Source organism: Endozoicomonas numazuensis (genome assembly GCF_000722635.1).
Lineage (GTDB): Bacteria > Pseudomonadota > Gammaproteobacteria > Pseudomonadales > Endozoicomonadaceae > Endozoicomonas_A > Endozoicomonas_A numazuensis.
Window position 1 is genome coordinate 646,452 of record NZ_JOKH01000002.1, and the last position, 20,169, is coordinate 666,620.

16 protein-coding genes and 1 pseudogene are annotated in these 20,169 nt (G+C 46.6%); 9 read left to right on the forward strand and 8 right to left on the reverse strand.

Annotation, left to right across the window (positions count from 1 at the left end):
• Window positions 1-6: 6 nt before the first annotated feature.
• On the reverse strand, window positions 7-381 hold the full coding sequence (locus GZ78_RS10230) for a Cif family virulence factor (protein ID WP_051786030.1): 375 nt from the start codon (window positions 379-381) through the stop codon (window positions 7-9).
• A 368-nt stretch (window positions 382-749) separates the two neighbouring features.
• Complete coding sequence (locus tag GZ78_RS10235; RefSeq protein ID WP_034835195.1) at window positions 750-1,766, reverse strand: hypothetical protein; 1,017 nt, start codon at window positions 1,764-1,766, stop codon at window positions 750-752.
• Window positions 1,767-1,972: 206 nt separating this feature from the next.
• Between GZ78_RS10235 and GZ78_RS10240 the strand changes: the two genes are divergently transcribed.
• Window positions 1,973-2,896 carry a hypothetical protein gene (locus GZ78_RS10240; RefSeq protein ID WP_034835196.1) on the forward strand — a complete coding sequence of 308 codons (924 nt, stop codon included), beginning with the start codon at window positions 1,973-1,975 and terminating at the stop codon, window positions 2,894-2,896.
• A gap of 90 nt (window positions 2,897-2,986) precedes the next feature.
• Here the strand turns inward: GZ78_RS10240 and GZ78_RS10245 are convergent, their stop codons facing one another.
• Both GZ78_RS10245 and GZ78_RS10250 read right to left on the reverse strand, forming a co-directional pair.
• The gene (locus GZ78_RS10245) at window positions 2,987-3,379 is read right to left on the reverse strand and encodes an MFS transporter (RefSeq protein ID WP_034835198.1); all 393 of its coding nucleotides are present in this window, start codon (window positions 3,377-3,379) and stop codon (window positions 2,987-2,989) included.
• Between the two features lie 303 nt (window positions 3,380-3,682).
• Complete coding sequence (locus tag GZ78_RS10250; protein WP_034835201.1) at window positions 3,683-6,766, reverse strand: cytochrome c peroxidase; 3,084 nt, start codon at window positions 6,764-6,766, stop codon at window positions 3,683-3,685.
• 333 nt (window positions 6,767-7,099) lie between these two features.
• On the opposite strand from GZ78_RS10250, the pseudogene GZ78_RS10255 reads away from it, so the two are divergent.
• The 3 genes and pseudogenes from GZ78_RS10255 to GZ78_RS10265 form a co-directional block, all read left to right on the forward strand.
• Window positions 7,100-7,576 (forward strand): annotated as a pseudogene (locus GZ78_RS10255) (FAD-dependent oxidoreductase); the annotation flags it as partial.
• A gap of 390 nt (window positions 7,577-7,966) precedes the next feature.
• A complete protein-coding gene (locus GZ78_RS10260) occupies window positions 7,967-10,240 on the forward strand; it encodes a S8 family serine peptidase (protein WP_051786031.1) in 2,274 nt (757 codons plus the stop codon).
• Window positions 10,241-10,242: 2 nt separating this feature from the next.
• Entirely contained in the window at window positions 10,243-10,758 is a 516-nt protein-coding gene (locus GZ78_RS10265) for a hypothetical protein (protein WP_034835204.1), read from the forward strand.
• Between the two features lie 122 nt (window positions 10,759-10,880).
• On the opposite strand, the gene GZ78_RS10270 is transcribed toward GZ78_RS10265, so the two are convergent.
• The 3 genes from GZ78_RS10270 to GZ78_RS10280 all read right to left on the reverse strand — a co-directional run bounded on the left by GZ78_RS10270 (window position 10,881) and on the right by GZ78_RS10280 (window position 13,652).
• Complete coding sequence (locus tag GZ78_RS10270; protein WP_034835205.1) at window positions 10,881-12,326, reverse strand: NAD-dependent succinate-semialdehyde dehydrogenase; 1,446 nt, start codon at window positions 12,324-12,326, stop codon at window positions 10,881-10,883.
• A gap of 66 nt (window positions 12,327-12,392) precedes the next feature.
• Window positions 12,393-12,593 carry a hypothetical protein gene (locus GZ78_RS10275; protein WP_152558653.1) on the reverse strand — a complete coding sequence of 67 codons (201 nt, stop codon included), beginning with the start codon at window positions 12,591-12,593 and terminating at the stop codon, window positions 12,393-12,395.
• Between the two features lie 36 nt (window positions 12,594-12,629).
• Window positions 12,630-13,652: an NAD(P)H-dependent flavin oxidoreductase gene (locus GZ78_RS10280; RefSeq protein ID WP_330217605.1), complete on the reverse strand. Its 1,023-nt coding sequence runs from the start codon at window positions 13,650-13,652 to the stop codon at window positions 12,630-12,632.
• A 140-nt stretch (window positions 13,653-13,792) separates the two neighbouring features.
• Here GZ78_RS10280 and GZ78_RS10285 point away from each other — a divergent pair, with 140 nt between their 5' ends.
• The gene (locus GZ78_RS10285; RefSeq protein ID WP_051786032.1) at window positions 13,793-15,520 is read left to right on the forward strand and encodes an amidohydrolase; all 1,728 of its coding nucleotides are present in this window, start codon (window positions 13,793-13,795) and stop codon (window positions 15,518-15,520) included.
• Window positions 15,489-16,193, forward strand: a complete 705-nt coding sequence (locus GZ78_RS10290) for a gamma-glutamylcyclotransferase (protein WP_051786033.1) — start codon at window positions 15,489-15,491, stop codon at window positions 16,191-16,193. Before GZ78_RS10285 ends, GZ78_RS10290 begins: the two co-directional genes overlap by 32 nt.
• Here the strand turns inward: GZ78_RS10290 and GZ78_RS10295 are convergent.
• Entirely contained in the window at window positions 16,181-16,828 is a 648-nt protein-coding gene (locus tag GZ78_RS10295; protein ID WP_034835210.1) for a hypothetical protein, read from the reverse strand. The genes GZ78_RS10290 and GZ78_RS10295 overlap by 13 nt on opposite strands.
• 505 nt (window positions 16,829-17,333) lie before the next feature.
• Between GZ78_RS10295 and GZ78_RS10300 the strand changes: the two genes are divergently transcribed.
• From GZ78_RS10300 to GZ78_RS10310, 3 genes are all read left to right on the forward strand, one after another.
• Window positions 17,334-18,962, forward strand: coding sequence for a peptide ABC transporter substrate-binding protein (locus GZ78_RS10300; protein WP_051786034.1), 1,629 nt, complete (start codon window positions 17,334-17,336; stop codon window positions 18,960-18,962).
• Window positions 18,963-19,039: 77 nt separating this feature from the next.
• Window positions 19,040-19,591 carry a Panacea domain-containing protein gene (locus GZ78_RS10305; protein ID WP_051786035.1) on the forward strand — a complete coding sequence of 184 codons (552 nt, stop codon included), beginning with the start codon at window positions 19,040-19,042 and terminating at the stop codon, window positions 19,589-19,591.
• Window positions 19,592-19,593: 2 nt separating this feature from the next.
• Entirely contained in the window at window positions 19,594-20,130 is a 537-nt protein-coding gene (locus tag GZ78_RS10310) for a hypothetical protein (protein WP_034835212.1), read from the forward strand.
• Window positions 20,131-20,169: the final 39 nt, after the last annotated feature.

Genomic DNA, 20,169 nt, shown 5'->3' on the forward strand with positions numbered 1-20,169 from the left:
GAAGGGTTAATATTGATCGGTAATTTCAAACTGGTCTTTAAACAGTTTCCAGATACCCGCATCGGTTTTAACCCACTCTTCCAATGAAATGCACCCCTTTCCCATATTCATGGTCCAGTTAGCACCCAACTGGACTTTCGTGTCGTCTATTTGCTTCAGCCAGATTTGGTGATACTCAAGGCTTGTGGCACCTGACTGTAGAAAGGGGCGCCAGAAATGATCAATACTCTCATGGTTATCAAATGTGCCCATAGGCTTAGCAATTAACTCTGCCTCAGGCAAGTAAGCTGAAACACAGTAATCCACATCACCTTTATTGAAATGCTTGACCCATTGTTTACTGGCGACCAGCACTTCTGTCAAAACATTATGATTCATCATCAACACCTTGCATCGAGTGGCAGAGGTGACTGAAGTCTAGCTGCTATTTCTCCATCACAACCCTTTCAGTCTTCTCCAATATGAAATGAGCCTCACGCTTTTAGATCTATCGTTCATGATTACTGGATGAAAATAATCATGAATACGAGGCTCATTAAGCCCCTTCAGCAAGTACGAGATCTACTCGATAAGGCTCCAGTGCTAGCAGCCCGGATGGGAATCGAAAGATGAGTGCTATCAATGGGTTGAAGAGGTTCTGAGGCACTTCCCGCCTATTCTCGATTTTTAACCGGACAGCAGTGATACTCTATAGCTCTTTTAGTCATTGATAACATCCTTCCTCGTACTTCAATAAAAAATTCATCTTGTCATACATCTGTGCATAAGCGAGCAGGCTCATCATCAGAGTCCAGATACCAAAACGGATCCTCGTTAGGAGCCAATGATGGCGAGGATTGCTCGTCGTATTCTGTCTCAAAATAATTTTCACCTGCAAACTGGAGATTTGGCTGATAGAAATCAGTCCGTTGAGTCGGTGGAAATGCTTCTCGCGTTCTGTGTGATGACTCTATATTGTCGGGACGAGAGCGTTGGTCTGATGCCATGACATTTATAGGGTTCATCGGTATAGCTTGTTGACATGCACCAGGCTGGATATTATCAAAAGGAAAACGAATAATCCCAGGAAGTGGCAGCAACTGAGGATCTGATCGATAAGGTAAATCGATCTGGCCTAATTCAGGTGTGTGTATATGATTATTCTGTCTTGCTGCCGATTTTCCCCAACGATAACCCACGTAGATAGCAACTGGGATACCAACTGTTAGCAGAACTAATGAAACACCGCCGGTAACGGCTGCGGCAAAGCCAAAAATATTTGATTGGATTTCCTTTAGGACGTTGTTTTTTTCTGTCTGGTTTGCAGACATCTCTAATAAACGTCTTTGTTGATAATGCTGAATTCTTTCTTTATCTTGCTGGAAGATCAGCACATCATGCCATTCGTCTTTACTTGAAAAATGCTGCTGGATATCCAGAATATTTGGTACCTTTTGCCTCAAGTAAACTGGAAAGTAGTTTTCAAGAGAACCTTTTTGACCATCAATGATACGATGTGGGTTAGGCGTCCAATGATAGCTATTGACGTCTGCGGGCCATTGCCAGGATTGGGGATCTGCGCCCTGTAACACTATTGCCAGTTCGAAGGTTTCCTCTTCTTCGGTATTAATCAAAAAGTTAAGCTGGTATCGACCTTGCTCTGGAAGGTATTGAAATTCATGCTTACTATTAACCCAATAGTGAAGCGGAACTGACTCTGCAGCCAGCCTGGTAACGATCAGTAAAAGTAAGATGGCTTGGAAAAATGCATGGACTGCTTTGATCATAACCCAGAGAGCCTAAAGTCATTAAGTTGCATATGAGTTTAGTCAATGATAAAAACGACAGCTAAACCCTTTCCAATACAACCCACCAAACTTAAGACATTTGTCACAAGCCTTAAAATTCCATAGGATTAGCCTTGAACTTCCATTGGAGAAGTTCAGACACCTTCTGCCAATGCAGTCATAAAACAATAAGAAATGAGCTCATCATGAAAGCTGTACGAAAAGCCACATTAATCTTTATGCTGCTCCCATTACTCATTCCCAGAGCATTCGCTGAAGGCTCTCAATTCGCTGAGGGCTCTCAATTCGCTGAGGGCTCTCAATTCGCTGAGGGCTCTCAATTCGCTGAGGGCTCTCAATTCGCTGAGGGCTCTGGCCCGCTGTTTGGTAAAGACTGGATTCCCGAAGGGACACATTTCCCCAAAACCTGGGGGCTGTCTCTGACAACTCTGTCCATGCAACAAAAAAGTAAGCTGGACAGTGTCGTTTTTCAGGGTAATATCAGCCAGTATATTACCGACCTGCAATTCAACAACGTGGACGACAAAAGCCTGACATCCAACCTGAGACTGGATGCCTGGGTTTTGCCCTTTCTCAACCTCTATGTGATGTACGGTTACATGGAAGGAGAAACAGAGGTCAATACCACCACGGCTTTTGATATCACACCCAACTTTCCTGGCGGGGATCGAACAGACAACACCACAACCCAGCAAAAATATCATGGCAGTAGCTGGGGATTGGGAGCCACCCTGGTGTATGGTAAAGGTCCCTGGTCAGCCAGCCTCGACGTGAATGCCACACGCACTGAATTGAATGTTGTCCGATCAAAAGTCAACGCCATTATGGCAACACCAAGGCTGGGCTATACCACTCGCATTGCAGGTATTCCCGTCACCTGGACTGCAGGCGTCAGCTACCTGTGGCTGGATCAGCGAATTACTGTAGAACAAGTTCTACCGGGGCTGGACACCCCCATGGTGATGGAAATGAATGTCGAAGCGGATAATCCATGGAGTCCGCTATTGGGCGCCAGTTTATCATTCACAGAAAACTGGCAGGCTGTTTTTGAGGCCGGGTTTGATGGCCGCAAAACGTTGATGGGAACCCTCTCCTATCGTTTTGATTAAGAGTTTCTATATCTGAGCAAGCTCTTTCTGATACCTGTCTTCCCACCGCAAGGAGGACAGGTAAAGCAAAAATGCCACTATCACAGGCAATCACAGGCAATCACAGGCAATCACAGGCAATAAAGCCGGAGACAACAACCACCCTCTGACACACAGCCACTCCAGAACAATGGGAGTCACTCCTCCACAAACCGCAAATGCCAGGTTATGGCAGAAAGCAATACCACTGTATCTTGCCTGAGTAGGGAATAACTCAGTCATAGAAGATTCATAGACCCCCATGACCATGCCGCACCCCAGCAGCAGCGGTATCAAAGCCAGAATGGGAGAAAATGCCTGACAGCTCATCAGACAAAAGCCGGTGGGCAAGAGCATAAAAATAAAACAGCCGAGAGAAATCATAGGCAACCTGCCTACCTTGTCCGACAAGATAGACATGATCAACGTCACACCGGCTAACACCAGAAAGGCAGACCTGCTCATTGAAAAGGCAGCTTCAGAAGGGTGCTGGAGAAAGGCCTGCTGATATCTGGGTATAAAATAAAACGGATAGACTAACGGCTGGCAAGGCAGCCACCAAAGTCCCGAGCCCTAAACTGGAGAACATCGCTGCTGCCAGCGATGCCATTCCGGCAAAAGAAGGTTTTATCATTTCCACTTTCCGCTCTGAAAAAAGCAATAGCGCTTAAAAAGCTACTTTCAAAGCATGCCCTGAGTTTCTTGCCGTCCTTCACAGTTATGTTTTAAACAAGATAACTCACTTCACAATTTGACAAAATAGTATCATCACTGGAGCGACTGATTTAATGCTGGATGAAAAACAAGATGCCGCTGATTAATTTGAAGATCTTCTAAAACTGTCCTGACCGAGAAGGGTTCAGGCCAATCAATCTCCAACCGTTCAATCTTCTCTAATTTACTTAATCCAAAATGCTGTTGTCTTGAATGAGTAGAAACATAATTATTTTCAAAACGCACTTCCCGAAACTGTGCCCCATTTTGAGTATAAAGCCGTATTTTTGCTCCAAGCGCTTCCGTATTCCCCGGCGGGCCTATCAGCCGGATTGAAAGCCAGTGGTTTCCCTTTGGATTGGCATTTTCAAAAAGGTTTGGAGAACCTTCCCAGTTACTCACTACAACATCAATATCACCATCCTGCTGGTAATCAAAACAACTGACTCCCCTGCCATCTATGACTTGACTCAATCCAGCCTCAACAGCTTGTTCGCTAAATTTCATGTTACCAAGGTTAATAAACAGTCGTGCTCTTGATTGCTGAAACTCACTGTGATTATTTAACACCTGAGTAGCCAGAGTCTTGTAACTTTGGCTGGAATAAGTGGCTGTTTTCGGTACATTGCCATAACCGGTGGCATGAAATATATCCAGCAGCCCATCGTTATTAAAGTCAGCCGCACAACTCCCCCAGCCCCAACCGCCATCGCGAAGACCCGAATCGTTTGTAATATTCTTAAACTGATACTGTCCCTGATTTTGATACAACCGGTTACCGGTGTAACTGCTGCTTTGACTGAGACTAAAAATACTGCTTTCGAACCAGTCCAGATCGCCATCATTATCAAAGTCTGCAATAGCAGCGCCCATACCAAAACTGCCATGAATCTCCCTGATATCCGTAACATCCTGCAGTTGACTGCCCGTGTTTTTCCACAGCTGCGTGGTAAAAAAATCGGCCGTCATCAAAATATCAGACACTCCATCCTGATTGATGTCAGCAAAATTAGGGGTAAAGGTAAAATCGTCTCCGCCAAACACGGGCGCTTCATGCTTCTGGTGTATCAAGCCATCGTTTAAAGTCACCGGTCCATAGCTGTCTCTTAACTCAGGGAGCTTTGAAGAAGCGGGCTCCATCTTGCGATACCCGGAATTGCTCCAGATTTGCGGCTGCCTGACTGACTTATATGTGCGCCAGAATGCCATCACAGTATCCAGATCTCCGTCCTGATCAAGATCACCAAAACTGGCATTGAGTGCGGGCCCAGAAACAGCAGAAAAAACAAAAGCCTCAGGAGCGTCTATAAAGTCGTAAATGATCTGTGGATAAAATCGTCCATCATTGCCCAGGAAAAGATCCGGACGATAATCACCATCCAGATCGGCGACCAATGGCGTAATAGCGCCTTCCAGTTCAATATTTTTCAATGACAGATGTTGTTGATCAAACTGTCCATCCGACTGCTGAAAATAAACCCAGACTCTGTTGTCATTATCAGTGAAGACCAGGTCATCCAGACAGTCTTGATTCAAATCAGCAGAGCTCACGCCCCCCCAGTTAATCACATCCATAATCCACCCCGGCTTTATAAGCCCGACTTTGCGAATGTGATGAATACCCTTTTCAACGCCCACCTCTCTAAACCACTGTGTGTTCTGACCCGGTTTTTCTCCAAGGGGAGCCGCACACTTTTCAAACGATGGAATGAGAATCTCAGCTTTATTAACTGACGGCTCTTGTTTATCTGAAGACTGTTTTCCAGAAGTCATTGTCTTGGTAAGAGGCGTTACAATCGGCTGATCATCAATGAATACCTTCAGGCAGGATGCATCGAGCAAACAGGGATCAGTTAATGTTTCCAGAAAGTCCGAAAGTTGCATTATTTGCTGATCAGTGAGCGTTGCTGGCAACAATTCCTGAAAGGGAGACTGCAAGGCTTCTTTCTGAATGGTCTCGAATGATCGCTTCAAATAAACGACATTCTTATTTTGTTTATCAACAGTCTCAGTTTTATGCGGCTTTTTCCTGATATGAGTCCGGATCGCTTCTGCAAGCGTGGTAGCACTGCCATTATGAAAATAAGGCGCTGTCCGGGAAATATTCAACAGGCTGGGTGTTCTGAACGAAAAAGCGGGACGACCTGGTTCGATATTACTCCGCCCGTAATCCAGCCCCCTGCCATTCACCCCTGCCCCCAGAGGTTTCACCCCTAGATTGTAGAATGCTTCATCTGAAAAGTGCTGCCCGGAGTGACACCCTGAACAACCCCCTCCCCCGTCACTGATTGATGTGAAGAATAACCTGGCTCCAGCCACTTCGGACTTCGAGAGAGTATTTTTATCATTGAGAAAACCAAAGAAACGATTATCAATAAACACTAGCTCTGCCTGATAAACTGCCAGTGCCTGCGTCACCGCATCAATCCGGATAACCTCTTTACAGGGCACCTTTTCATCTGCCGGAGGAAAAGCGAGCCTGAACTGAGTACACCACTCTTTATTCGAAGCTAACCGATCAACAATCAGATGATGTATCTCGATATTATTATGACTGCCGTCGTTCAGTCCTTTCATTTCAAAGGGAGACACCATCGGCAGTCGGGCCTGAGCCTGTAACAGGCTATCGGTTTGATAACGGGTCGGTGAAAGCTCCGAGTATCCGCCACCCACTTTGATGCCCCTGGTGGACGTTCCACCTCCCACATATTGAACCCTGCCATCCCAGAACAGATTCTTTCGATACAGGGAAGTATTGAAAACAGTGGGCGAATTACGGGGAATCAAATGACGCTCATAGTCGTCTGGGTTCTGCTTTAACAATTGATCCAGTCTTTTCTGACCTGTCAGAAAAGGGTCATTGACCGAAACCCCAACAGGTAAAGCCAGGCTATCTGCACCACCCTGCTCCGGATGATGGCAGGTTGAGCAGGCCACCCGACCATCAAGACTGAGGTCCGGACTGAAGAAAAGCTTCTTTCCAAGCTGGCTGAGTTCTGAATCAATCCCATCCCCTTCCAGATCGGCCGCGGGCCTGGCTGATAGCTGATAAGGTTTGAGCCAGTCCTTCAGCCACTGACTGCTTGCTGAGTCCTGGGCGCTGAACACACTCGCTGATCCTACTATGAGAATCAGCATGCTTCCCTGTCGTACCATGCTTTTCCTTCGCCCGTTTAGTTTTGCCCTTCTCCTATAAAGCTACTGCAATGGACAGCAAAATTTAACCCCCCACAAATAGATAAAAACTATCATCGAGATTTTAATGATCAATTATACCAATCAAACGGTTAGGCATATTCTTTCCATGTCGCCACCGAAAACGGACTGGCAACCCAACAAAATGACTGAAAAGTATTTTGATTTACCGCCCAGAAACTGTGGCCCCTGATCCGAATACTTTTATTGACAACCTGTCATTTGAAAGCAAATGACTCATTGCAAGAAGGAAAACACCCTGTCCCTCGTAAACACTCTATTGATCTGGCAGGCATTGTCTCCCATGTCACGTTGATCGAGTTTGATAACCAGTTAAGAGCAGACGAAGTCCTCCAACCCAAACTGCGCTCTTTGAATAATGTCACTATCATCACCAGCGCAATGACGACAGAAGTGCTCGGTGACGGTAGTAAAGTCAATGGTTTGATTTATAAAGACCGCAACACCGACGAGAACATCAGCGTAGAACCGGAAGGTGTCTTTGTTCAGATTGGCTTAATACCTAATACCGAGTTCCTTAAAAAAACGCTGGAATTAACTCCACGAGGTGAGATTGTTGTTGATTCCCGGGGTGAAACCCCTATTCCAGGTATTTTTGCTGCTGGTGAAGTAGCAACAGCACCTTATAAGCAGATCATTATTGCTATGGGCAGTGGTGCTAATGCTTCGCTGGGAGCTTTTGATTATCTGATCAGAAACAGTTTTGAAGGTGATACTGCCGAAACGGCCTGAGCTATTAACTGTTAACTATCTGGCCAGTTAACAACATCGTTTTTCTGCCAGGCCTGGCACCTTGATTCCTTTATTTTACCGTTCTTATTAACACTTCTCAGCCCTACTCCTGGTAATGAAAAATAAAAAGGAACTACTTCACAAGAAAACACATCAGCTGTCTTAGATTATGAAGCCGTTACATCTTCTTGATTTTCATTTTTCTCTCATTAACAATCAGTTCTCCAGAATGACTTTATTAGAAACATTACGTCAATGATCTGATAATTAATGTTCGTTGTTATTAAAGTAGGGAGTGTTGTATCTGGAAATAGAATAACTCCTCAAACAGCCTGCCACACAGTGAGGCCTGTTTAAGAGTTACATTGGAAGTATTGTTCAGGATACAAAATGAAAACAAGAATAATGAAACCTCTGGCTGTCGGTGTTATGGCACTGACACTGGCCGGTTGTAAAGTCGAACTATCCGTCGATGGAAACAACCACTGGGTCACCGATCCGGTCACAATTGGTTTGCCACACCTGCCCCCCAGTCTGCAAACGGTTTCTTTCGAAGGTACTGTTGAGCAGAAAGGCAATAGCTATGTCTTTCCCCATGGCGTTTTATACGACATAGGTAACGGCCGATACAGTTACATATCTACGACCGGTGAAGATGCTGAAATCCAGTTCTCCATATCCCATGGAAAACTGACTCGTTACGGGACTCTGACAGTATCGAATGTGGCAACCGACCCTCTTTATGGCCAACAATGGCATCTGAGCAACGCAGGACAAAGTGCGTTTTCTCAGAACCAGAAGGGCATGGACGCTTATATTGAATGGTCCAAAGCCTATTTTGGCTATGACGATGATTACATTGCTAACAACCCTCAACGCTACACCTTCAATGCAGATCTTCGTGTCGCTGATCAGGATATGAACGCGGGCAGCGCTCACGCTATGGGCTATACAGGTAAAGGTGTCGTTGTTGCTGTCACCGACACAGGACTGGAAGGTGCTCATGAAGACCTGGTAGACAACTACCGGGAGGAAGGTTCTTTTAACTTTGTTGAAGCTGATTCCAACGACCCAACCAATATTTATGACAGCCAAGGGGACCATGGCACCAGCGTAGGTGGTTTGATTGCAGCCTCTGCAGGTAATGGTCTGGGGGGGCGTGGTGTTGCACCTTCAGCCACTCTGCTAGGTCAGAACTTCCTTCTGAATCAGACAGACGAAGCCACTGCCACGATTCACGGCATGTACGAAGGCGCGGATCAGGACGTTATCAACAAGAGCTGGGGTTCAACCCTGTTCGTTCAAACCAATGGCGTTATTCATAATGCTGAAGTGGATGGCTACATTGATGCTTACCCAGCCCTGAACCTAAGAGATGGCAAAGGTGCTGTTGTCGTAAAATCATCGGGGAACAGTTTCGATGATTCTGATCTGTCTCAGCGTTACTTTGGCCTGGGTCTGGGGCTCTGTGATGTTAACGGAGCCAATGTCAGTGGCCTGACCTGCTCCAATGCTTCGATCAACTCCGGTAATAACCATCCATATCAAATAGTGGTCGGTTCCAACAATGCTGACGGAACTCATACCAGTTACTCTACTGCCGGTTCAGCGGTGTGGGCTTCTGCCCCTTCAGGTGAGTTTGGTTTCCGTGAACCCGCCATGATCACAACAGATCAGAGTAACTGTGAAATAGGCTACAGTGGTTCAATAAATGAGAACTTCTATCTGAATGCTTATCAGGGTTACCCTTACGGCAAGATGTACCCACTGAACGGTGTCAATTCAGAGATCAGCATCGAGCTGGATCCTGGTTGTAACTATGTCCAGACCTTCAATGGTACTTCTTCTGCAGCACCCAATACTTCTGGTGCAGCAGCGTTGATCCTGGAAGCGAACAGCAACCTCAGCTGGCGCGATGTGAAGCGCATTGTTGCTGCTACTGCAGATCAGATTGTGCCTGAAGATCCCCAGGTTATTCTGCCTGTAGGCGACAGTAACTATGTAGCCCATGATGGTTGGGTGACTAATGCCGCCGGTTACACTTTCAATAACCTATTCGGGTTTGGCCGGGTCAATGCCGGTGAAGCTGTGAAGATGGCTGAAAACTACCGCGACTACCTGGGCACTTACACAAGCTCAGGCTGGATTGATGCAAAAGCCGGAGTCACAGTACCTGACAACAATGCCCAAGGGGTAACGCATAGTATTCAGATTGATAACAAGCGCGGTGTGGTTGAAGAAGTTCAGATCCGCATTACCTTATCTAATGACAGTATTGCCACAGATATTCAGAAAGCAGGTCCAAAGACAGCCTCTACCGTTGGCAGTGATACGGCGTTCGAACTGACTTCACCTTCTGGTACCAAAAGCATCATGCTGACGGCGCGTACCGGTACCTTCGCTTCCTATGACTGGGCTTTCGGCGTGACTCCGGCTGACGAGACGCTGATGTACAAGGATATGATGCTGCTCAGTAACGCTTTCTACGGCGAGCCAGCAGGCGGCACCTGGACTCTGCGCGTGATCGACACCAATGGTAAGGACATTCCTTCTCTGAACCCTGAAGTGACTTTCGTGAACAATAACGTAGATTCTACACTGGATACATGGGGTATTACTTTCTATGGCGAGCACTTTGCCAATGAACTGGTAGGGGAGAAGTAACCATGGGAATCAATAAAATGAAAAAAACCAGCCTGATACTACTGGCCACATGTGCAGTCTCCACTGCAGCAATAGCCAACCAGGAATTTAACGTCGACTCAGCCAAAAGCCAGTCGGTAAATTCTCAGCCAGTCACACAAAACGTAGTTAAGCTGAATAATCGCAACTTTGTGGTGAATGCACCTGCTGTCCGCGCGGCCTCGTTTGCCAGCGCAACGGCGGCGGCTCCGGCCAAACCTTCTGTCACCAAAGGTATGACTCTGACCAGCTCACTGACAGGACAACCTGTCAAAGTGACCGGACGCTTCACCGTTCTTTTGGATAAAGGCGTTGATGCATCTGAGTTTGCGACCAGACACGGTCTGAGTCTGTACAAACAGATGGGAAGCTCACGTCTGGCTATCTTTGAAGCGGCTGAGTCCGTCGATCTGCTGGCACTGGATGCACAGTTACGAGAAGCGTCTGAACTGTCTTCAGTAAAAATCGAGTTGTTGGAAAACCTGAATCAGCCTCTTTAAGATCTGACTCACCCAAGCCTGGCTGATTTCAGTCAGGCTTTTTTATGTTCAAACCGGTTAGAGTTTGTCTCGACATATATTCCTGATTAAAACAGGGGCTCCGTTCACCCTGAGCCTGTCGATTAGATCCCCCCTAACAAGACATATTTCATTTCCAGGTACTCATCCAGCCCGTACTTTGATCCTTCCCGACCGATGCCAGACTCTTTGATGCCACCAAACGGGGCGACCTCTGTGGATAACACACCTTCATTGACCGCAACCATTCCATATTCAAGCGACTCTGTCACTCTAAATACACGACTTAAATCGTTGGCATAAAAGTACGCCGCCAAGCCATAGCGGGTATCGTTAGCCATAGTGATCACGTCATCCTCATGGTGAAAACGGAATACGGGAGCTACCGGACCGAAAATTTCTTCCTGATAACACTTCATATCCATGGCTGCATTGGCCAGGACAGTCGGCTCGTAAAACAGGCCTCCCAAGCTATGAGGTCGGCCTCCTGTCAGCAGTCGGCCTTTCTTGGCCAGTGCATCATCCACCATACTCTTGGTCTTCAACAGAGCCGCCTCATTAATCAGAGGCCCCTGATTGAAATCTCCATCAAGGCCGGGCCCAACTGTCAGTTTGGAGACCGCTTCTGCAAACTTCTCAACAAACTCATCATAAATACCCTCCTGAACAAACAGACGGTTCATACAGACACAAGTCTGACCTGAATTTCGGTACTTGGATGCAATAGCTCCCTGAATGGCCTGTTCAACATTGGCGTCATCAAAAACAATGAAAGGCGCATTGCCACCCAGCTCCAAAGACACTTTTTTTACCGAGTCTGCACACTGTTTCATCAAAAGCTTGCCAACCGCCGTCGAACCAGTAAACGACAGCTTTCTTATGATAGTACTACTGGTTAACTCAGCACCGATCTCCTTGGCATCACCTGTGACAATATTGATAACACCTGCAGGAATACCGGCACGTTCTGCCAGTTCAGCCATGGCGAAGGCAGACAAGGGAGTCAACTCTGAGGGCTTGATAATAATGGTACAGCCTGCAGCCAGTGCCGGAGCGACTTTTCTGGCAATCATGGCATTAGGGAAATTCCAGGGCGTGATGGCCGCCACCACGCCTACCGGTTCCCGGGTGACCATAATCCTCTGACTGCTTCTGGTCGCCGGTATCAGATCACCATAAGCTCTTTTGGCTTCTTCTGCATACCACTCTATGAAAGAAGCGCCATAGCCCACTTCAGCCTTTGATTCTCTCAGTGGCTTACCCTGCTCAGTCGTCATCAATGTGGCCAGATCGTCCTGATTATCCAGAATCAGTCTGTACCATTGCCTGAGCAGGGTAGATCGCTCTGCTGCTGTTTTTGCCCGCCAGTCATGAAATGCACTTTCTGCTGCCTTGATTGCAGTACGAATATCTGAAGCTCCCAGCATGGGGATATAGGCAATCACATTGCCAGTGGCTGGGTTATGTACAGGGAGGGTTTTATCAGCGCTGACCCACTCACCATTAACGTAGGCTTGCTGTTTAAAAAGACTGGTATCGTGCAATTTCATGGCTAACCCCTTTAAAGCGATTAGCCACAGCATAACTCAACCTGAGTCAGGCTTAACTCATTTAATTTAAAGTGTTTTGACGCCTGTAATCTTGAACTGATTAGGTCGGTCACCTATCTGGGTTTGCTGCAGGTAAAACTTCCAGTCTCTCCGTTGGCGAAACCCCATAACAGTGGCATAGCCATAATACTCATGACCCATTCGAAACTGGCCCTTATTATTATGCATACCCCAAAGCACACTGTTTTGAAGGATCTGCTTTGACATGGGATTGTTACTATTTCTCATGGGCTGAAAATGCCACTATTGAAATATCACGGCCTGTAAATTATCTACAGCCGCTTTGTACTCCCTGTTGAGCTCTGACACCAGATCAGCAACAGGCTGCACTTTTTTCACAGAACCTATGCCCTGACCTGCTCCCCAGATATCTTTCCAGGCTCTGGCATCAGAACCGGCAAAGTTAAAAATTTCCTGACTGGGTTCAGGGAGATTTTCAGGGTCCATACCCGCTTTACTGATGCTGGATTTAAGATAATTGCCGTGGATACCGGTAAATACAGGGGTATAGACAATGTCACTGGCTACTCCATCCACCAGCATCTCACGATAGTCTTCTGGTGCATTGGCTTCTGGCGTAGCAATAAAGCTTGAGCCCATATAAGCCAGATCAGCCCCCATGCTCTGAACCGCCAGAATATCGCTGCCGGTGGCAATGGAGCCCGCCAGAATAATCATGCCATCAAAGAAGCTTTTGACTTCATTCACCAATGCAAAAGGACTCAGGGTTCCTCCATGCCCTCCTGCACCCGCACAGACTAAAACCAGCCCATCAACACCATGTTGATGAGCTTTTCGGGCATGACGGACATTGATGACATCATGCAAAACAATGCCACCATAAGCGTGTACTGCCGCGATCAATTCCGGAGAGGGCGCTCTCAAACTGGTAATAATCACAGGCACTTTATGGTGAATAATGGTGGCAATATCCTCCTCCATGCGAGGGTTGTCAGGCTGGATGACAAGATTGACCGCATAGGGCGCCACTTTGCTGTCTGGAAATTCAGCCTTATGCGCTTCTAATTCGTTATTAATGCGGGTCAACCAGACATTCAGCTCCTCTTGTGGGCGGGCATTCAGGGCTGGAAACGACCCAACAATGCCGGCTTTACACTGGGCAATAACCAGCTCCGGACCAGAAACAATAAACATGGGTGAGCCAATAACAGGCAGAGACAGATGCCCTTTAAGAGAAGAATGCAGTGCCATGGGTTTCTTATCCTTTTTCTTGATGAACCCCTGAAGACTATGCCAAGTGATCATGCCTTGTCATTTACAATCGCCGATAACAACGAGGCATCTTGAAAGGCGACGGGTATAGTATTCTCCTGCCATCTCCTGCTATGGTATTAGCCACCCCGCCCACCTTCTCTATAACAAATACAATAAAATCTGGGGAAGTCATGACACTGGTCCAACGCATATTTTCAGCTCTCATCATCACAGTCATCGTTCTGACCCTTATTGGAGTCTCAACCTGGTTTTATCTAAACCCTACTCCACCAAGGCAACAGCTGTTTGTAAACGGCACGATATTGACCATGGATAAAACGAACTCTGTCGTTGAATCCATTTTAGTAGAAGACGACAGAATCATTGCCACGGGCACTGAGGAAGCCATGGAAGAGCTGGCCTCTTTTGATGCCGAAACCATTGATCTGGATGGATTAACATTACTACCTGGCTTTATTGAAGCCCACGGACATTTTCCGGGCAGTGGCTTGAATGCCATGGCTTCGGATTTAAACAGCCCTCCTATGGGTGATGTACTTTCTATCTCTGACGTAAAGAAGAAACTGAGAGACCAGGCTAATACTCTGGAAGACGGCGAATGGGTACTGGGTTTTGGCTTTGACGACACACTGATACTGGAAAGGCGCTTCCTGAACCGGGATGACCTGGACAGCATCTCCACCCGTCAGCCTGTCTTTGTCATGCACATTTCAGGTCATATGAGCATAGTTAACAGTTATGTTCTGGATCAGATGGGTATTGATGACAATACACCTAACCCTGAAGGCGGGGAGATTGTTCGCGACGCCAAGGGTCGAGCAACCGGGCTATTAAAAGAAACCGCCCAGGAAGATATCCGTTATGAAGCCATGAATGTCGGCCCTTCCAGACTCTTTGATATGTTGGCCGACAGCGTTCGTGATTATCTTCTTCAGGGTGTTACAACGGTTCAGAGTGGTTTGACGCCACCAGAACAATTAACCTCGTTAGGGTATCTCGTTACCGCAGGTCTGATACCTCAACGGATGGTTTTCTGGCCCGATGAAGACCTGGCTCTGGACATTGAACGGGGTGATATCAGTCCAATCAATAACGATAAAGTTACCACCGGAGCCCTTAAACTGGTCACCGACGGTTCCATTCAGGGATATACCGGCTTTTTGTCTCAGCCTTACTACAAACAACCTAAAGACAAACAACCTGCATATCAGGGCTACCCCAGCCAGTCAGCACAAGCACTGAACAAACAGGTTGCACTGTGGCATGAAAAAGGCTGGCAACTGGCCCTGCATGCCAACGGTGACGCAGCTATTGATCAGGTGTTAACTGCCATTGAACAGGCTCAGAAAAAACACCCCCGCCAAGATACCCGTCATATTATTGTTCATGCACAAACTGCACGACCTGACCAGTTGCAGCACATGGCCAGACTCGGTGTCACCCCCACTTTTTTCCCTTCCCATATTTTTTATTGGGGAGACCGACACAAGGAGTTGTTCCTGGGTCAGGACAGAGCCCACCAAATCAGCCCGCTGAAAACGGCCAGTGATCATGGCGTCCGATATACCATTCATACTGACACACCGGTAGTCCCCATCGAGCCGCTTCGACTGATCAGCAATGCTGTAAACCGGAAGACCAGCCAGGGCAATATTCTGGGAGAAGAAGAAAAAATTTCTGTCATGCAGGCACTGCGTGCCACGACGATTGATGCGGCCTGGCAGGTATTCAGGGAAAAAGACCTGGGGTCAATCGAAACAGGAAAGCTGGCGGATTTTGTCGTACTTTCTGATAATCCCCTGGAACATGCCCAACAGTTGGAAACACTGGACGTTGTGCAAACCTGGATCGGAGGAGTAAAGCGTTATGACCGGGACGAATTCAGAGCAAGAAAGTGAATGGCTATCCGATCGGGAAAGTTTGTTTAAAAGTTATGTACCAGAGATTCGCCAGATGGCACGTTCTCAAGGTGATCAGGTGCCAGAATGGAGTGAACTGAATGATCAGCGTCATCGGTTTATGGCTGACTTCCCTGACGGCTCTGACCTCCTGATCTTTGCCTATGGATCATTACTCTGGAAACCACTGCTTCGCTTCAGTCATCAGTATCATGCTCTGCTTTTGAACTATCATCGTCGTTTTTGTTTGGATATGACATTTCTCAGAGGCAGCCAGAAAACCCCGGGGCTTATGATGGCACTGGATAAGGGGGGTCAGTGTGAAGGCATCTGTTACCGTATCCCTGCTGCCCTGGTGAATGAAGAGCTGCACATTCTCTGGACAAGAGAATGTTGCCTGAGTGGCTACATTCCCACCTGGATTGAACCAGATATTCAAGATCTGGACACGCTTTTACCTTGTATGACCTTTATCGTTAATCATGATACTCCCCGTTATACTGATCAGCTGTCCAAACAACAAACGGTTGAGCGAATCAAAACCGCCGTTGGCCAGTTTGGCAGCAATCGGGATTATTTTGATAACACGCTTGCCCACTTGAGAGAATTGAACATTCATGACGCAGAGCTGGAGAGCCTGAACCAGGCTCTCCAGCTTACTCAAAAGGAATAATGCAGGGATAGAGTCAAAACCGGATACCAGCGAAAGCTGCTCAACTCATCTTCAACCCGCTTTTGCTCTGCAGCAAGGTTTTCACTCAAACCGGTAATACTGGAGCCAGATGAAGTCTTCAGACTGATATCAGGCTCCCCCTGATAAAGCACCCCCAGATCGACACCGTAATAAAAGTCAGACTGACCAATCTTCCCCATAAAGCCTGCCCCCAGATAGGGACTGACATCTCCAAATTTCATTTCAGACTCAAGATTCCCAATCTGGTCGGTGGTATAGGCCGTGCCATTAATGGTTATGACCCCATTCTGGCTTTTTGCTCTGGCATCCAGTTGATTCCCGTTATAGAAAGCCCCCATGGCAACAAAGAAATCATTTTCCCAGGGGTGCCAGTCCATGGTGACTCCCACTGTACCCAGTTTCAGATCACCCTCGTAAGTAAGACCATTCTCTTTGAACTCATAACTGCCCGAATAACCATTCAGCTGCAGCCTTAAACCAAACTGATCGTTCATCTGGTTAGTAAATACTATATGCGCCCCCAGAGAACTCACCCCGAGCCCTGCTTCGGTGGTTTGTGCTGAGGAAAAAAAGGAGAGGAGCAAAAGCCCGGTAAGGAGGATCACTTTCTGCATCTGACTGTCCCTGTCTGACGTTCTATGATTTCCTAATGAATAACAGATAAAGCGTTCATTAACAATGAACCTTCTCCACCCGGTTTATTAATTCGAGTCTATCTTGTATCAGAATTAACACGGCTGATCTGGCAGAAGAAAATAGCCAATAGTGAAGCCAAGTGTTAATGCTCATACTGACTCCGTTCATTTTGATGTAATGCACTTCAGCAGTCCCAGTGCGAACGGTATGAGTTATTTTCAGGTTATGTACGGTCCAACCCGGAAAATTCATAAAGCCGCTCCGGTCAGACTATAGACTGCGGAAATACTGAGATATTCGTTTGCTGATGTGAACGAAAAGAAACAAACATCGCTCGTCGGCTTCTCGCTAGCTCTTTCTCCGCCGTGACAGCATTTTCTCGTCAGATCCATGCAATAAGCATGAATATGACGAGAAAATGTGTCAGCCGAAAAAATAGCAGAGCGAGAAGCTCAACACTTTATGAAATTTCCGGGCTAAATAATGATGATAAAACGCGTTTCAATAAAAGAAGTGCTTCTGGCAGTTCTGGTTCTTTTTTTATCTAGCACTTCCGTATTATCTTTAGCCGATGAGCCGGGTACGCTGGTGATTGGCAATAGTGCTGACCCCGATTCAATCAACCCTTATAACTCACAAACCATTGTGGGCCACCACATTCAAAAAAATCTCTTTGAAGGGCTGATTGTTAAAGATAGAACTGGTCAGTTTATTCCTGCTCAGGCTTCTAACTGGAGTCTGTCTGAAGACGGCAAAACCTATACCTTCCAACTGAGGCCTGACCTTAAATGGAGTAACGGAGCCCCCCTGACTGCAAAAGACTTTGTGTTTGCGACTCAATATGCCATTAATCCTGATAACACCTTCATTCGTGCCCAGATTTTTGAAACCCTACATGTCACCCATGCTACCGATATTATTCAGCGCAAAAAGCCCGTCGAAAGTCTGGGCATCACCGCTGAAGATGCCCAGACCTTGAAAATACAACTCAGCAAACCTGTTCCTTATGCCCTGGACATCATTGAATACTTACTTATGCCTTTGCATCAGGCATCCATTGAGAAAGACCCTAAACGCTGGGCGCAACCTGGGCACCTGATTTCGAACGGAGCCTATCAGCTCGACAGCTGGGTCATTAACGAACAGGTGACTGTTGTTAAAAACCCTCACTACTGGAATCAAGAAAAAACCAAAATAGACAAAGCCGTCTTTCTCCCACTGCAATCCGATATTGAATTCAAGCGTTATCAGACAGGAGAAGTTCATATCACCGCCAATATCCCTCCAAAGCTTTATCCAAAGCTAAAAAAAACCATACCGGAACAACTCCGCAGCCACCCCACTCATGCGATTTATTATTACACCCTGAATATCAAAAATGAGAAGATGAATAATCAGCCTTTGCGCCAGGCTTTATCACTGGCAATAGACCGGGAATTAATTACCGACAAAATCACCCGTCAGGGAGAAACACCCGCATTTACCTTTTCATCCAGTCACTTCAATGATTTTGAGCCACCCGTGTTACCCAAAGCCTCGCTTTCAAAACCTGACAGAATCAAAGAAGCCAGACGCCTGTATAAAGAAGCCGGTTACGAGCCTGAAAAACCTCTAGAAATTGAAATTCTTTACAACACAATGGACAAGCACAGACAGATTGCTCTGGCCATCAGTGATATGTGGAAAAATACTCTGGGCGTTAAAACCCGCCTGAATAACATGGAATTCAACAGTATGCTGGCAGAAATGCAACGAGGGCAATTTCAAGTGGCACGGGTGACGTGGTCAGTCGTTAGCCCCGAGCCCTGCCTGGTTCTGGAATTATTTAAATCTGATTATGCCTTTAATGAAGGACGCTATCAGAACCCGGAGTATGACCGACTATTGGAGCAGGCTTGTACCGGTATCCCCAGCCCTGAATTCAGCCAGGAACGAAAGGCTCTTTTTCAACGACTGGAAAGAACGCTTGACGAAGATGTTCCGGCCATTCCTATTTATTTCAATACCCAGCACCACCTGGTAAAGCCAGAAGTGAAAGGATTTCCTGAAAGCGGCGTAATAGATGATTATTTTATCAGAGAGCTTTCTCTTGAAATAAGCCCGCCACGTTAGGCGCTCACCAGACTTGTTTTAGTGGCTTTTGAAAGGGATACTAGGCGGCAGGAATAATAAATGTGCGAGGATGAACAGTGAAAAAAGGAATATACCCTGCTGTCGCCATTGCCAATGCTTTTTTGGAAACTGCCCAGCAAAAGCAGGAAGATATCAGCCCAATGAAGTTGCAAAAGCTGGTTTACTTCGCTCACGCCCTTTCTTTAGCTGTTTACCATCGCCCTCTGATTGATGAACCGGTTTATGCCTGGAAATTTGGCCCGGTCATTAAAAGTGTTTATAACGAATTCAGAGCTTATGGTTACCAGCCCATTCACAGCCTGGGCACTCTGATTAGAAAAATAGGCTTGGCCAGAACCAGTGATGAAGGCCCCGGCTTTGAAGTCTGCATTCCCAAAATAAACCCCCATGACCATAATGTCCGAAACCTGATTGACCAGATCTGGGAGCTTTATGGCGGACTTTCAGCTCACACTCTCTCTAACCTGACCCACAAACCGGGCAGCCCCTGGGAAATCACTCGCAATGAACACCAGAATGGTGAAATACCCGATTATGAGCTGAGTCTGGAATTGATTGAAACGTCCATGATGAAAGAGCTGGGACTGATGCAGGAAGAGATCGCCTGAACATGACTTCGCCGTTGCAGGATGCAGAGCAAAAAAAAGAAGCCACCAGCCAGCCCTCTGACATTGATCAGAAAACGCTTTGGAAAGTTCTAAACAAATACTCCGAGAATCTCAAAAAGGTTAATGAAACCTCTTCAGAACCCGATGATGACGAACTGTTCAGAGAAGAGAAGAAAGTTGAGATTAAAAATCTTTCCCAGGAAGGTATTGCTGAGCAACAATACAAAGTATTACTGGCTCAGGAAGAACTGAAAGAAAAGCGTCTTCATAACACCCGACTGGAAGACACCATTGAACTGAGAAAAGGGTTTGCCAGAAGAATTTTTATTTTTGTTGTTCTGTCGTCTATGGTAGTGGCAAGTATCGTCATTGCCAGCGCCAGCAAGGTACAGATTCAAAGAGCTGACAATACCTGGATTGAGCTCTTCTCATTAAGCGATAACGTACTGATGACTTTAATTACTGCCGCCACCGTTAACCTGATGGCAGGCCTGATCATCATTGTTAAAAACCTGTTTCCTGAAGATAAGAACAAGTAATCATTAAAAAAATACCTGTTCCAGATCCAGATTCAGTGT